Here is a 13,092-nt window from a genome sequence, read left to right as displayed (position 1 = left end):
AATTGCCAATAATTAATGGTCGCTCACTTACCCGCTTATATAACTCAAAGGGAAAATGTTAAAAAAATCAGTGACCTGATAGTGTCCGATCAAGAAAGGCGGGCTTTGATAAGTCCACTGACTTTACCCATATCAGCGCGGCCTTGCATTTGGGGCTTTAAAATACCCATGACTTTGCCCATGTCTTTCATTGACTCTGCACCCGATTCAGTAACTGCGGCGTCAATTAACTGGGCGATTTCATTGTCATCTAGTGCTTTTGGCAAGAAAACCTGGAGCGCTTCGATTTCCAGTTTTTCTGCATCTGCCAGTTCTTGACGGTCAGCAGCCTCAAATTGTGTGATAGAGTCACGGCGCTGTTTAATCATTTTATCTAAAATAGCAATAATATCAGCATCTTGAACTTCTATCTTTGAGTCGACTTCTACTTGCTTAATTTGAGCAAGCAGCATACGAATCGCGGTTAAACGCTCTTTTTCTTTTGCGCGCATGGCATCTTTCATACCATCTTTTATTTGTGCGAGCAATGCAGACATAACTTGATTCCGTCAAATATTCTAGAGTGAGTGCGCTTAATTGATTTGGTCTGATAGACACATCTGAAACAGCATCTTTTTAGTAATATATACCGCTGGTATATGACAACTTATATGTCACTCTTCTAATGCAGCTAAGTTGTGACTTAACAATTAGGGTAACCTAATAGTTAATAAGACTTAACAATTAAGAAACTAGCTAAGTGCTTGATAATATAGTACTTAGCTTTAGAATTAGTATAAACGCTTACGCTTTAATTGGTCGCGAGAGTTCTTTTTTAACGAACGCTTCACTGCAGCGGCTTTTTTACGCTTACGTACTGAAGTTGGCTTTTCATAATGCTCTCTACGGCGAACTTCAGATAAAATCCCGGCTTTTTCACAAGCACGTTTGAAGCGACGTAAAGCAATATCAAAAGGTTCGTTTTCTTTCAGTTTAACTGCTGGCATTTAATCAGTTCCTAGCTTGGCCTCTAACAGGCATCTTTTCAAAAAAATTAATAAATGAATACGGTTAAAAATTCGTCAATAACGACGAGGGCGCAAATTCTACTGTTTTTTTGTAAGGATTGCAAAGCCAAACGGATATTTTTTGGAACTAAATCAAATCTTCGGTATGATCGCGCAAACTGTCATTTTTGATGATATTCTTCGTGTCGATGGACAACAGCTCTTTGTACAAAGGATATTCATTGTAACTTAATTGAAATTAGCGGCCTATTAATTGCCAATGTCTACAAATATAAGAATTTTAGGTATCGAAAGCTCTTGTGATGAGAGTGGAATCGCGGTTTATGATAGCGAAAAAGGGATTATTGCCCACCAGTTATATTCGCAGGTTAAATTGCATCAAGAATATGGTGGAGTGGTGCCCGAACTGGCATCGCGCGATCATGTCCGTAAGATTATTCCGTTGATTAAAGCTTCATTAAAACAGGCCAACTGTCAACCAGAGAGCTTGAACGCTATCGCATACACTCAAGGGCCTGGTTTAATTGGGGCACTATTAGTTGGTGCCTCAATTGCAAAAAGTCTCGCTGTGGCCTGGAATAAGCCTGCAATAGGTATACATCATCTCGAAGGACATCTATTGGCACCTATGCTGGAAGACAAACAACCAGAATTTCCTTTTTTGGCTCTGCTAGTGTCTGGTGGCCATACGATGTTAGTCAGTGTTAGTGGTCTGGGTGAATATCAGATTATTGGTGAGTCAATTGATGATGCTGCTGGTGAAGCATTTGATAAAACAGCTAAAATCATGGGATTGGCGTATCCTGGGGGCCCTTTATTGGCAAGATTAGCCGAACACGGCGACGGCTCTGAGCAGCCTTTTCCCCGGCCAATGACTGACCGGCCCGGTTTGGATTTCAGTTTTAGCGGCCTTAAAACTTTTGCGGCGAATCGGATTTATGCTTGTGATGATTTGCCTGATGCAGCAAAACAACAGGTTCGCGCTAATATTGCGCAGGCATTTCAAGATGCGGTCGTGGATACCTTATTAATTAAATGTAAGCGTGCGCTCAAGCAAACTGGCTATACACGTCTGGTAGTTGCCGGTGGTGTCAGCGCTAATACTCATTTACGAAATCAACTGGCGCTATTAATGAAAAAGTTAAATGGTGAAGTTTTCTATCCAAGACATGAGTATTGCACTGATAATGGCGCGATGATTGCCTATGCGGGTTACTGTCATTACCCGCATGGTGTTGATGCCGACAGCAGTATTGAAGTCTATCCTCGTTGGCCGCTCAGTGATATATAGTTTTTGTATTGGGTGATTATCTGATGCCGCAATTGCAGCACTGAATTCGCAGATACTGACCGTATAAAAGATATCTTTCAAAACATGATTACAATTGTTTGACCTGGTATCCTTTTCGCTTGAGTTGATTAATGATGCCATCTTCACCCACTAGGTGAGCCGCGCCGACGAGTATAAATTCAACTTCGCTTGTCTTGAAATAATCTTCTATTTTGGGAAGCCAGTTGTTATTTCTATCAAGCAACAGGTATTGATACATTTTGGGGTATTGAGTTTGCATGCTTTCATTCATCAATTGAGCTAATTTTTCACTGTCTCCAGTGCGCCAATACTGGATAATTTGGGCAAATTCTTGCTCAGTATTTGTGAGGTCTGTCAGCAAATTTAAATAAAAGTTATCTTCATTTCCCTCTCCCATATTGGCCAAAAAGCTCAGTTGTTCGGCAGGTGTTTCAAAAAACTGTGTAGCCTTGTTATATTTTTTGGCTTGTTTGAGGTAATGTAAATCAATCCCTTCCTCAGAAATTCCCAATTGTTTAAGCTCGGTCATTAGCAGTGCAGACATCAACATACCTGGCTTGGCTTTGCGGTAAAAATTGAGCGAGAGTCCTTTTTTTTCAGCATAATTTTTAAGCTTTTGGTATGTTGGTTTACTAATGACAGACTCAACCGTACGTTCATCTTGATAGCTTAAAGATTGCAGCATGAGTTTAATAAATTCAGGCCGACTAAATGCATTAATATCTGTTTCAAAAGTTAATATCTGAGATTGCTTAAAAGCGGTTTTAAATGCCTTGGGTAGTGGGTAATCTTGTGGACGTAAAACATGAATGGTCCCACCAAGATAAATTTGCTGATTATTTTTGCTGACCTGCCATACTGAGGTTTGTGCAGATGAGTATGAACTGTTAGCAAATAATGTTAAAAATATGATGACGGTAATTGAATTGGCGAAAATTGAGTTTTTGCTCATTGGTAATTTCCAGAGGAAGTAGGCTCAAGCATGATTTAAATTCAACAATACTTAAACTGAATAATAAAAAATAAACGGTAATTTCAAGCATTTGAGCCTGATATAGCCGACTAGCATCATAACAGTTTACTTAAGATTTATGACCAACTATTGGCTCTTTTCCTTGAATTATATTGGCAATGTTACGTTTGTGGCGTAAAACAACAACGGCAGATAAAAATAATAACGGTATAAATAAAACTGAATGAAACTGATAGGCAAATATGGGAATAATTATTGCCGTTGCAATTGAAGCTATTGATGAGCGTCTAAATGACCAGACAATGATTAGCCAGCAGGTTAATGCAATGAGTGATAAATCAGGAACGGTTATAATTAATATGGCAAACAAACTAGCGACACCTTTACCGCCTTTAAAGCGAAAAAATACGGGGAAACAGTGTCCTAATAATCCACTCACTCCTAGCCAGATTAATTCGAAAGCAGTGCTGTACCCCAGATAAATAGCAGCCACTAAAGGAAATACTGTCTTTAGCATGTCGCCAAATAAAGTGAGAATGGCGGCCTTTGTCCCACCAATTCGATGAACGTTGGTAGCACCAGGATTATGAGAGCCCACTATTCTTGGATCCGGTAAAGTGAGAATACGACAGACAACAATGGCTGTTGAGATAGAACCACTCAGATAAGCAAATGTGAATAATGAGATGTAGGTTAAATCCATTGACCGTGATTATTTGAGTAATCTTGTCGTGAGTTGATTGTAAATGATTAGATATACAAATAAAATCCAACTATTCATATTCTGTGGGAAAATTATTTAATGGATATCGTCTTTATTAACGATTTGGAAGTGTGTACCGTGATTGGCGTGTTTGACTGGGAACGTGAAATCAAGCAAAAACTGATTTTTAATCTTGAATTGGGCACTGATATCCAGCAGTCTGCAAAAACGGATCAGTTGGATGACACGCTGGATTATAAAGCCGTATCCCATGCTGTATATGATTTTGTTGAACAAAGCGAGTACCAGCTGGTTGAAACGGTCGCAGAAAAAGTTGCAGAAATGATTTTACGGGATTTTCCGGTTAGCTGGTTATCTTTACGGCTTGATAAGCCTGGTGCAGTTAGTGTGGCACGCAGTGTGGGAGTTAAAATTGAACGGGGAAATCGACTTTGATAGTGTACTTGGGGATTGGCAGTAATATTGAACCCGCATTAAAAATATCACAGGCAAAATCGGTGCTTGAAAATAGTTTTCAAGCGGTTTGTTTTTCAGCAACCTATATCAGTCAGGCGGTTGGATTTGCGGGAGATGATTTCCACAATCTAGTTGCCAAAATTGAGACCCAACTGTCACTGGAAGCGCTATCTACCAGATTGAAACAAATTGAAGATCAATTGGGACGGGTGCGTGGAGGAAAAAAGTTTTCTTCGCGACATATCGATATTGATATTTTGTTGTATGGGGAGCTAGTCAGTGAAGAACCTATCGTGTTACCGCGACCTGAAATCCATGAAAATGCTTATGTGCTATGTCCTTTAGCTGAGCTGGCGCCAGATTTGGTAGAACCCGGCGGAAGCTTAACTTATGCTCAACTGTGGGATACTTTCGATCAATCTCGCCAAAAATTGATCCGTCTTGTGGAATAAAACTTCAAATATAATCTCGACGACCACCATCAACTCGGATTGTTTGTCCGGTAATATAATCGGCATCAAATGCTAAAAACAATGCTGTTGCAGCAATATTTTCTGCACTACCTAATTTTTTTAAAGCACTGTTTTGGATAATCTGTTCACGCTTTTCTTTTGCTTTCGCATCTTGCTCAGTATTCTCGATTGCTGATTGAGCTGTTGTTGGTTGAGTATCGGAGAGATCTGGCCATAAAATAGCGCCGGGTGAAATACCATTGACTCTGACGCTTGGAGCGAGCTCTCTGGCCATGGCTTGTGTTTGTGCAAAAAGGGCCGCTTTTGAGCTGACATAGGCAGTGTGTTCGGAAAGTCCTGCGTTGGCATAAATATCGATCAGATTAATAATTGAGCCTTTGTGTCTGGCTAAATGAGGGGCTGCCTGACGCATCAGGTTTTGCGGGGCGCGATAATTTACCATTAAAAAATTTTGTAAGTCATTTTCGCTAAGTTGTTCAATGGGGGTTGGATAAAAAATAGAGGCATTATTGACTAAATGGTCAAGCCGACCAAAACGATAGAGCGTATCGTCGACTAAGTGATTAATATCTGATAATTGCAGTAAATCAGCAGAAAAAATCTCACTCTCTACGGTGTAGTTTTGCTGAACTTCTTGTTGCAAACTTAAAGCTTCTCGTTTTGAATGAAGATAGTGAATAGCGATATTGCATCCGTGACGGGCAAATGTGTGTGCGATGGCTTTGCCAATTCGTTTTGCAGTGCCGGTAATTAATATCGTTGTTGTCATCTTTAGGGTAGGTTTACCTGAATTGTGCTAGTGTAACTTAAATTTAATTAGATAGTGATACTTGTTTATATCATAATCGTTATTAATGAATAGGCGTCTTTGCAAGGCTTTAAGTGGGGGGCTGTGAGCCTTATCCATTGTAAATATACGCCAGTAAACTGTTCAGTCAGGATTGAGAAGTGTTAGCATCGTATCATTTAAAAGACAAATCAGTTTAAAAAACAAATGGGTTTAAAAGACAAATGGATTGAAAAGATAGACTGTTTTGCAATATTGGATTGCAAATAACACATCAATAGTAAAAAAATAGCGCAGATAAAATAAAAATTAATAAAATAGTGAACCAGACCGTGTCAAGCCAAACGATCCTTCCAGAAAATACTGCCCGTCATACTGTTAAGGTATCGGCGCAAGCGATGTCTATTCATCAACAGATAAGTCAGTTGATTGAACAAAAGATTGAATCTTCTCAGTCAGGAATACGCTTTTCTGAATTTATGCAGTTAGCGTTATATACACCAGCACTTGGTTATTATCAAAACTCACTTTTCAAATTAGGTGACAAAGGTGACTTTATTACTGCACCTGAAATGGGAAATCTGTTTGCACGATGTATTTCGACAGTATTGGCTGATAATTTTAATCTCACGAAAACTCTAAGCAATGTATCACCTGCTATTTTTGAGTTGGGTGCAGGAAGTGGCAAGTTGGCGGCAGATTTAATGACTCATTTAACAGATTTACATGTGCCACTGGCTGATTATTATATTTTGGAAACCAGTCCGAGTTTACAAAGTTTGCAAGCGCATCGTTTAGAGCGGTTAAGTCAACAAGATGAATCGACAACGGCAATAGCTACTCAGGTACATTGGCTAGAGCGATTTCCAACGGAATTTAGTGGAGTGATACTGGCTAATGAAGTAGTTGATGCAATGCCGTTTGAGCGCATTTGCTTGGTTGATGGTGTTTGGCATTATTGGCTAGTCACTCAGGTATCGCAAAAAAACACAAGTTGTTCCCTGCATACCGAGGCGGCGCGTGCGCTATTTGATTGGACACTTGGCGAACCGGTCGAATTACGTCTTTTACCGGATATCTTGCGTGATACACAGCAATTCCCCAATGGGTACACAACCGAAATTCGGCCTACTGTCAAAGGGTGGTTGGCTGGATTATATGCCGGTATGCAACAAGGGAGTGTTTATTTGTTCGATTATGGCTATCCGGCAACTGAGTATTATCATCCTCAACGGATTAATGGGACGGCAAAATGTTTTTCGCGACATCAGGAACATAACAACTTACTGGCTTTGGCTGGGTTGCAAGATATTACCGCGCATGTGGACTTTTCTCAGTTGGCATTTGATGCCGTGAGTGTCGGGTTTGACGTTAGCGGATTTACCACACAAAGCGGCTTTTTACTGGAGTCCGGGATTCTGGAGTGGCATTCTGGCGGTCGTCGCGTTGAAGATATTCAAATGAGCCAACAAATTCAAAAGCTGATCGCTCCAGGACAAATGGGCGAAATTGTTAAGGTTATTCGACTCGACAAAAATATCAATCAATACCACCATGAGTCAAATCCCTTAAGTCATAAAGGGTTTGTGTTTCAAGATCAATTAGGTCGATTGTAAATAGACTTTTTCTTTGACTGCTTTACAATACTCTGCCAAACGGAGACTAACAGGCTGGATTACAATGAATCGATATTTAAAACAGTGGCTTTTAGGTGGTGGATTAATTCTGGCAAGTCCTTACGCCTTGGCGGCAGACGACACCCCATGGATCAGTTATTTATTGATTATGATGGGGGTTGCGCTGGTGGCCGGTATTGCGTTGACTTATCGTAATAAAAAAGTAGAGGCGTTAGTGCCCAGGTTGTTACTGATTGGATTATATTTTTGGGTGTTCACTTTTGCGCAAGTAACAGTGCTAGCAATAATTTATTACTTTACAAAATAGTAGGAAAATAACAAAAGATGGATTGGTTACAAGCTGTACTCTTAGCCATTTTACAAGGGCTGACAGAGTTTTTACCGATTTCAAGTTCTGCACATCTCATTTTGCCCTCGCAAATATTAGGCTGGGTTGAACAAGGGCTGGCGTTTGATGTCGCGGTTCATGTTGGGTCGCTGGCTGCGGTTTTGATATATTTTCGACGCGAAGTTGCCGATATGATTGCTGCTTGGTTTAGTTGGGTATTTAAAGGTGAAAAGTCAGCCAATGGCCGATTGGCCTGGGCGGTACTCTGGGGAACGATTCCTGTTGGATTGGTTGGTATAGTTTTTAGCTACTTTAAAATTGTTGATAATTACCTAAGAACAACTGAAGTCATTGCTGCGACCACAATACTATTTGCGTTGGTACTTTGGTGGGCTGATAGTCAGGCTAAACAGCAGCGTGATGAGCATAGTATAAAAGTGAAGGACATTATATTTATCGGCTGCGCGCAGGCACTGGCTTTAATTCCCGGGACTTCGCGTTCGGGAATTACTATGACCGCAGCGCTGATGATGGGATTGACCCGAACAGCGGCAGCGCGTTTTTCATTTCTATTGTCAATTCCTGCGATTGTCCTGCCTGGCGGATTGAAATCTTATGAATTGGCAACTAGCGGCATGCCTGTGGATTGGGGATTGATAGCTTTAGGCGCCGGTGTATCTGCAATTGCGGCATTAACCTGTATCCACTATTTTTTAATTTTGCTTGATAGAGTCGGTTTTAAGCCATTTATCTATTATCGTTTATTACTTGGTGTTGTACTCATCTGGATAATCAAACAAGGGTGATTATTTATACTGACTATACTGGCAGCCGATATGGACTGCCAGTAAGTTAAGGACAAGACCTAAGAAATTAAAGCGCGTAGCATCCACGCATTTTTTTCATACAATCCAATTTGACTGGTAATTAAATCAGCCGATTTCACATCCCGACAATTTTCTGCTTCTTCAACAACATTGCGCATATTTTTGGCACAGGTTTCATTAGCTGCGATTAAATCACGTACCATGTCAATGGCACCCATATTGGGAGCAATATCTTTAAGTGAGCAATAGTGATTTAGCTCTTGTTGAGTACCAGGCGCTGAAAACCCAATGGCTCGTATTCGCTCTGCAATTTCATCTACCGCTAGGGCAATACTTTCATATTGCTGTTCGGTAATTTGGTGTACGGCGTAAAATAATGGACCTGAAATATTCCAGTGAACATTGAGCGTTTTCAAATGCAGCTTGTAACTATCGGCTAATGCCTCCGATAATTTTACTGACAAAGCCTTTCTATCATTTCTGACAACGCCATTATTTAAAGATGACTCTTCGGTTTGTGAATTCAATATGGTTCTCATAACGCTTGGCATAATGTCTCCTACTTGTTTGATTGAATTTCATATCTAATCAAGCAAACCTGATGCCAACTCGTAAAAGCAGAAAAATAAGGAAAATTTGCGATTTGACTCAATTCATCTGGTCGATTTAAACCATCGTCTTGGGTTAAATGAACCAATTAAGCCATTTTTGCGTATAGTAAATTTAACGATTGAAAGAGAGCAGACAGATAAATTAAGTGACTAGCGCGCGAAATAGTCATACAACAAATATGGAAGGTTTTTAATATGGCAAAAAATATTTTGGTAGCTGGTGCCAGCCAGTTGCAATTAAAACAGTTAATGGCTGAGTTAACGGGTGATTGGCAAATTCAACAAATCGATAATATTGAAAAAATAGCAGACTATATTAATACTGAAGATTTTGAACCCGAGGTCATTATTTATTTTGATATTGGAAAAGTGATAGCGTCTACGTTTTGGGTCAAATTAATTCAATCACTGCCACCAATAGAATGGGTTTGGGTGTTAACTGGAAAAAATCCAACGGGTTTTAAAGACATAGAACCTTGGCTTTTCGATAGTGTTAATTGGCCTGTCGATGATGATAAGTTAAAGCGGTTGATATCAAAAGCTGCGCGAAGTACTCAAATTAAACGCCGACTTGAATATTACTCTCAAGTCGATTTTAATCGCTTTAATATTGATTCCTATACCGGAAAAAGTCCGGCGGTTGTGCAGTTAAAAAAAATGCTACAAGAATTAAGTGGTGTACCATTTACCAGTTTGACTATCACCGGAGAAACGGGCACTGGGAAAGGATTAACCGCAGGCATTATTCATCATACAGGGCAGCGGAAAGGTGCACCGTTTATTGAGTTAAACTGTGCTGCGTTACCTAAAGATTTACTTGAGTCACAGCTTTTTGGGCACGAGGCTGGCGCTTTTACCGGCGCGAGTACCAGGCTAAAGGGGTTATTTGAACAAGCCGATGGTGGTACTTTATTTTTAGATGAAATTGGTGATATGGATATTGAATTACAGGCTAAATTATTAAAGGCAATAGAAGAGCAAAAGATCAGACGGCTTGGTAGTGAAAAAGTTATTTCGGTTGATGTCCAAATTATTGCTGCAACAGGAATTGATTTACAGCAAGCGGTGGTAGAAGGAAATTTTAGAGATGATTTATTTCATCGACTCAGCACATTTAGTATTGAACTTCCACCACTCAGAGATCGTAAAGAAGACTTATATGAACTGGCTCCAAAAATAATTGCTGAATACAATGTAAAAGCGAATAAAAATGTTAACTTTATCAGTGATGAAATCTGGCAACAGTTATTGGGTTATGACTGGCCCGGAAATGTAAGAGAGTTGCGCAATGTGCTTGAACGCTGTGTATTATTTTCAAAAGATAAAGAGTTGCCTGGTGAATGGTTACAGTTAAAGGAACGTATTGCCGCGACCATTAATGAATCATCATTAGTGCGCGCCAGTGATTATGTTTCTTTTCCTTTAGATGGCAGTGTAGGGTTAGCCGATCTCGAAAAATTTATTATCGAAGAGGTATTAGATAAAACGGGTTTTAATGTCAGTGAAGCGGCAAGGCTACTTAAAACAACTCGACAAACCTTGCGCTATCGAATAAAAAAATACGCCATTTCGCGACATTAAAAAATGCTCCTGCAATAAGTATTTTGCCAAGCCTATTTGATTAAAAATACTTATCTGGCATCTTTTATGCTTGTCACTGGTTGTTGATAGTCTCGATAAATTTACAACCAACCGGAGGTTTGTCATGGAATTTAGAACCAATGAAAATCAAATAGAGTGTGTACGACGTATCGTCATTAATAAAGGACAATCGGTGCGTGAGCAAGTTATTGTGCGTTTTGATGCGACTGCCAGTGTCATACCACCGCATGTTCGTGCTTGTTTGACACAGTTAGAAAACAAACAACTGCAACTTTGGTTTAAAGAGAGAAAAGCTTTGTCAGAACAATTAAGCGATGAGAGTGAAGAGCAAACAGTTTTAACTGTCATGCCTGAACTGTTGGTCAAAGCGCAAGATGCTTTACAAAAAATTGAGCAATTAGATTTAGAGTTATTCAAGCGATTAAAAGTCAATCTCAGAGAGTTGGATGAGCAGCTTAATCGTTTTCATGCATTATGCGATGATCAATTGCCTGAATATAAAGCGATGCGCGATACAGAGGTTCTCAAAGAAAAACTACAAGTTATTCGCGCCAGTCTGTAATTCTCCGACTAGGTCAGTAGGTTTGCCAATTAACCGTCAGTATTTAATAATTCGCGTAATTTAGTGACACGGGCTTGATGAATCATATCACCTAATTTTTTTCCTTGAAATCCTTTTGCAATGAGTGCTTGAACATCAACATTGAGGCACTCATTGAGTGCGTTGCGCATAATTTGGCCTTGTGGATATTGCTTATTTTCAAAACCAATACGACCTTTAAAGTCGGATTCGCAAACTAGTAAAAATTGCTCAAATCGCTCTGGTTTTCTAAAAGCGTCAGTTTTTTCTAATAATTTCACCATCGTATTGGGTGTAAGCGTTTCTACCCGATGTAAGTGCAAATGAAATTCACAAGCGATTTTGGCCAAATCTTCATATTGGGTTGGGGTTTTCAAGCGACGACAGAACTGCTTGACCAGTGGTACGCCAGACTTTTCATGACCGGGATGACCTGGTAAATTTTCCTCGGGGGTAATGCCTTTGCCTAAATCGTGGCAAAGTGCGGCAAACCGAGTGACAGGAGCGTTAGTCATTATCGCCGCTTGTTCCAGCACCATCATGGTGTGAATTCCCGTATCAACTTCAGGGTGCCATTTGGGAGGATTGGGAACACCCCATAATACTTCAAGTTCAGGAAACCAGTCAGATAGACCACCACAGGCCTTAAGCACTTCAAAATATATATGTGGTGAATTTTCCTCTAGGGCCCGATAGGTTTCTTTCCACACCCGTTCAGCCGAAAGTGTTTTTAACTCACCAGACTCGGTAATTTGCTTCATGAGTTTAAAAGTATCGCCGGCAATAGAAAAACCCAGATGAGCATAACGCGCTGCGAATCGGGCAACTCTTAATACCCTTAAAGGATCTTCCGCAAAGGCAGGTGAGATATGCCGCAGTTGGCGTGCTTTAAGGTCACTTTGTCCATTAAACGGATCGTAAATATGACCACTTTCATCCATTGCCATAGCATTGACCGTTAAATCTCGCCGAATAAGATCTTCTTCGAGAGTAACATCAGATGAACTGTGAACAGCAAAGCCATGATAGCCCAAACCGGTTTTTCGTTCGGTTCGGGCCAGTGCATATTCTTCGCCTGTTTCAGGATGTAAAAATACCGGAAAGTCTTTGCCAACCTGCTTGAAGCCTTTAGCTTGTAAGTCTGCAGGTGTTGCTCCGACTACAACCCAGTCTTTTTCGATGATTGGGCGGCCCAGCAGTTTGTCTCTGACAGCGCCTCCAACTAAATATATTTGCATAATTAAATGAATGACAACGTGTTAACTTTTGAGGGTTTTACGGCTTATTTGATAAAACGGATACTGAATGGATAAATATATGTGTTGCCTTCACTGGCTTTAATAGAAGCTACAATAACTACTACTAGTTCAAAAATAGCTAATCCAGCGAGTAACACAAATCCAATTAAAATGACTGTCAGTATCAAACTAATTATAAATGCGATAGCCATGGTTATCTGAAAATTCAGCGATTCTTTGCCATGGTAATTAACAAATTCCGAATCATCTCGCTTCATTATCCAAATAACGAAAGGCACAATAATACCGCCAAACGGGAAAATAAACCCAGCAAAAGCGCCTAAATGGCAAAACATAGCCATGTTTTTTTCATCGCTACTCAATGAGTGTTTTTGATCTCCGTTCAAAGAGGTTTCTTCTTGACTTGAATATGGGTTGTCACTCATCATAAATCCTCATTAAAATGTCGCTAATAATGAAAGGCCAATATAACCTTTTTTGTTACGATTGACCAAACTTAAAGTAGTAATTTTCACT

General features: G+C 39.9%; 16 protein-coding genes. 8 read left to right on the top strand and 8 right to left on the bottom strand.

All coding sequences use genetic code 11. From position 1 onward, the window contains the following. Positions 1–89 precede the first annotated feature (89 nt). Both ABVT42_RS07050 and rpsU read right to left on the bottom strand, forming a co-directional pair. The gene (locus ABVT42_RS07050; RefSeq protein ID WP_353874125.1) at positions 90–536 is read right to left on the bottom strand and encodes a GatB/YqeY domain-containing protein; all 447 of its coding nucleotides are present in this window, start codon (positions 534–536) and stop codon (positions 90–92) included. Positions 537–770: 234 nt separating this feature from the next. Further along, positions 771–986 (bottom strand): 30S ribosomal protein S21, encoded by a 216-nt coding sequence (gene rpsU / locus ABVT42_RS07045; RefSeq protein ID WP_353874126.1) that lies wholly within the window; start codon positions 984–986, stop codon positions 771–773. A 292-nt stretch (positions 987–1,278) separates the two neighbouring features. Here rpsU and tsaD point away from each other — a divergent pair, with 292 nt between their 5' ends. Then, complete coding sequence (gene tsaD, locus ABVT42_RS07040; RefSeq protein WP_353874201.1) at positions 1,279–2,298, top strand: tRNA (adenosine(37)-N6)-threonylcarbamoyltransferase complex transferase subunit TsaD; 1,020 nt, start codon at positions 1,279–1,281, stop codon at positions 2,296–2,298. Between the two features lie 88 nt (positions 2,299–2,386). Here tsaD and ABVT42_RS07035 read toward each other — a convergent pair whose 3' ends face one another. Both ABVT42_RS07035 and plsY read right to left on the bottom strand, forming a co-directional pair. Further along, positions 2,387–3,271, bottom strand: coding sequence for a TraB/GumN family protein (locus ABVT42_RS07035; protein ID WP_353874127.1), 885 nt, complete (start codon positions 3,269–3,271; stop codon positions 2,387–2,389). Positions 3,272–3,401: 130 nt separating this feature from the next. Beyond that, positions 3,402–3,995, bottom strand: a complete 594-nt coding sequence (gene plsY / locus ABVT42_RS07030; RefSeq protein WP_353874128.1) for a glycerol-3-phosphate 1-O-acyltransferase PlsY — start codon at positions 3,993–3,995, stop codon at positions 3,402–3,404. A gap of 99 nt (positions 3,996–4,094) precedes the next feature. On the opposite strand from plsY, the gene folB reads away from it, so the two are divergent. Continuing rightward, entirely contained in the window at positions 4,095–4,451 is a 357-nt protein-coding gene (gene folB, locus ABVT42_RS07025; RefSeq protein ID WP_353874129.1) for a dihydroneopterin aldolase, read from the top strand. 2 nt (positions 4,452–4,453) lie between these two features. After that, on the top strand, positions 4,454–4,924 hold the full coding sequence (folK, locus tag ABVT42_RS07020; protein WP_353874202.1) for a 2-amino-4-hydroxy-6-hydroxymethyldihydropteridine diphosphokinase: 471 nt from the start codon (positions 4,454–4,456) through the stop codon (positions 4,922–4,924). 4 nt (positions 4,925–4,928) lie between these two features. On the opposite strand, the gene ABVT42_RS07015 is transcribed toward folK, so the two are convergent. Beyond that, the gene (locus tag ABVT42_RS07015; protein ID WP_353874130.1) at positions 4,929–5,714 is read right to left on the bottom strand and encodes an SDR family oxidoreductase; all 786 of its coding nucleotides are present in this window, start codon (positions 5,712–5,714) and stop codon (positions 4,929–4,931) included. 350 nt (positions 5,715–6,064) lie between these two features. Here ABVT42_RS07015 and ABVT42_RS07010 point away from each other — a divergent pair, with 350 nt between their 5' ends. From ABVT42_RS07010 to ABVT42_RS07000, 3 genes are all read left to right on the top strand, one after another. Then, the gene (locus ABVT42_RS07010; RefSeq protein WP_353874131.1) at positions 6,065–7,348 is read left to right on the top strand and encodes a class I SAM-dependent methyltransferase; all 1,284 of its coding nucleotides are present in this window, start codon (positions 6,065–6,067) and stop codon (positions 7,346–7,348) included. A 64-nt stretch (positions 7,349–7,412) separates the two neighbouring features. Next, on the top strand, positions 7,413–7,676 hold the full coding sequence (locus ABVT42_RS07005) for a hypothetical protein (RefSeq protein ID WP_353874132.1): 264 nt from the start codon (positions 7,413–7,415) through the stop codon (positions 7,674–7,676). Between the two features lie 17 nt (positions 7,677–7,693). Next, positions 7,694–8,503, top strand: a complete 810-nt coding sequence (locus ABVT42_RS07000; RefSeq protein ID WP_353874133.1) for an undecaprenyl-diphosphate phosphatase — start codon at positions 7,694–7,696, stop codon at positions 8,501–8,503. A 59-nt stretch (positions 8,504–8,562) separates the two neighbouring features. On the opposite strand, the gene ABVT42_RS06995 is transcribed toward ABVT42_RS07000, so the two are convergent. Next, on the bottom strand, positions 8,563–9,075 hold the full coding sequence (locus tag ABVT42_RS06995) for a Dps family protein (RefSeq protein ID WP_353874134.1): 513 nt from the start codon (positions 9,073–9,075) through the stop codon (positions 8,563–8,565). A 255-nt stretch (positions 9,076–9,330) separates the two neighbouring features. Here ABVT42_RS06995 and ABVT42_RS06990 point away from each other — a divergent pair, with 255 nt between their 5' ends. Both ABVT42_RS06990 and ABVT42_RS06985 read left to right on the top strand, forming a co-directional pair. Beyond that, the gene (locus ABVT42_RS06990; protein WP_353874135.1) at positions 9,331–10,716 is read left to right on the top strand and encodes a sigma-54 interaction domain-containing protein; all 1,386 of its coding nucleotides are present in this window, start codon (positions 9,331–9,333) and stop codon (positions 10,714–10,716) included. Between the two features lie 124 nt (positions 10,717–10,840). Next, positions 10,841–11,299 carry a hypothetical protein gene (locus ABVT42_RS06985; protein WP_353874137.1) on the top strand — a complete coding sequence of 153 codons (459 nt, stop codon included), beginning with the start codon at positions 10,841–10,843 and terminating at the stop codon, positions 11,297–11,299. 29 nt (positions 11,300–11,328) lie between these two features. Here the strand turns inward: ABVT42_RS06985 and ABVT42_RS06980 are convergent, their stop codons facing one another. Then, the gene (locus tag ABVT42_RS06980; protein WP_353874138.1) at positions 11,329–12,555 is read right to left on the bottom strand and encodes a multifunctional CCA addition/repair protein; all 1,227 of its coding nucleotides are present in this window, start codon (positions 12,553–12,555) and stop codon (positions 11,329–11,331) included. Positions 12,556–12,599: 44 nt separating this feature from the next. Next, positions 12,600–13,001 carry a DUF4870 domain-containing protein gene (locus ABVT42_RS06975; protein ID WP_353874140.1) on the bottom strand — a complete coding sequence of 134 codons (402 nt, stop codon included), beginning with the start codon at positions 12,999–13,001 and terminating at the stop codon, positions 12,600–12,602. Between the last annotated feature and the right edge of the window lie 91 nt (positions 13,002–13,092).

The organism is Aliikangiella maris, assembly GCF_040719265.1.
GTDB lineage: Bacteria > Pseudomonadota > Gammaproteobacteria > Enterobacterales > Kangiellaceae > Aliikangiella > Aliikangiella maris.
This window is presented reverse-complemented; position numbering and strand designations above follow the sequence as displayed.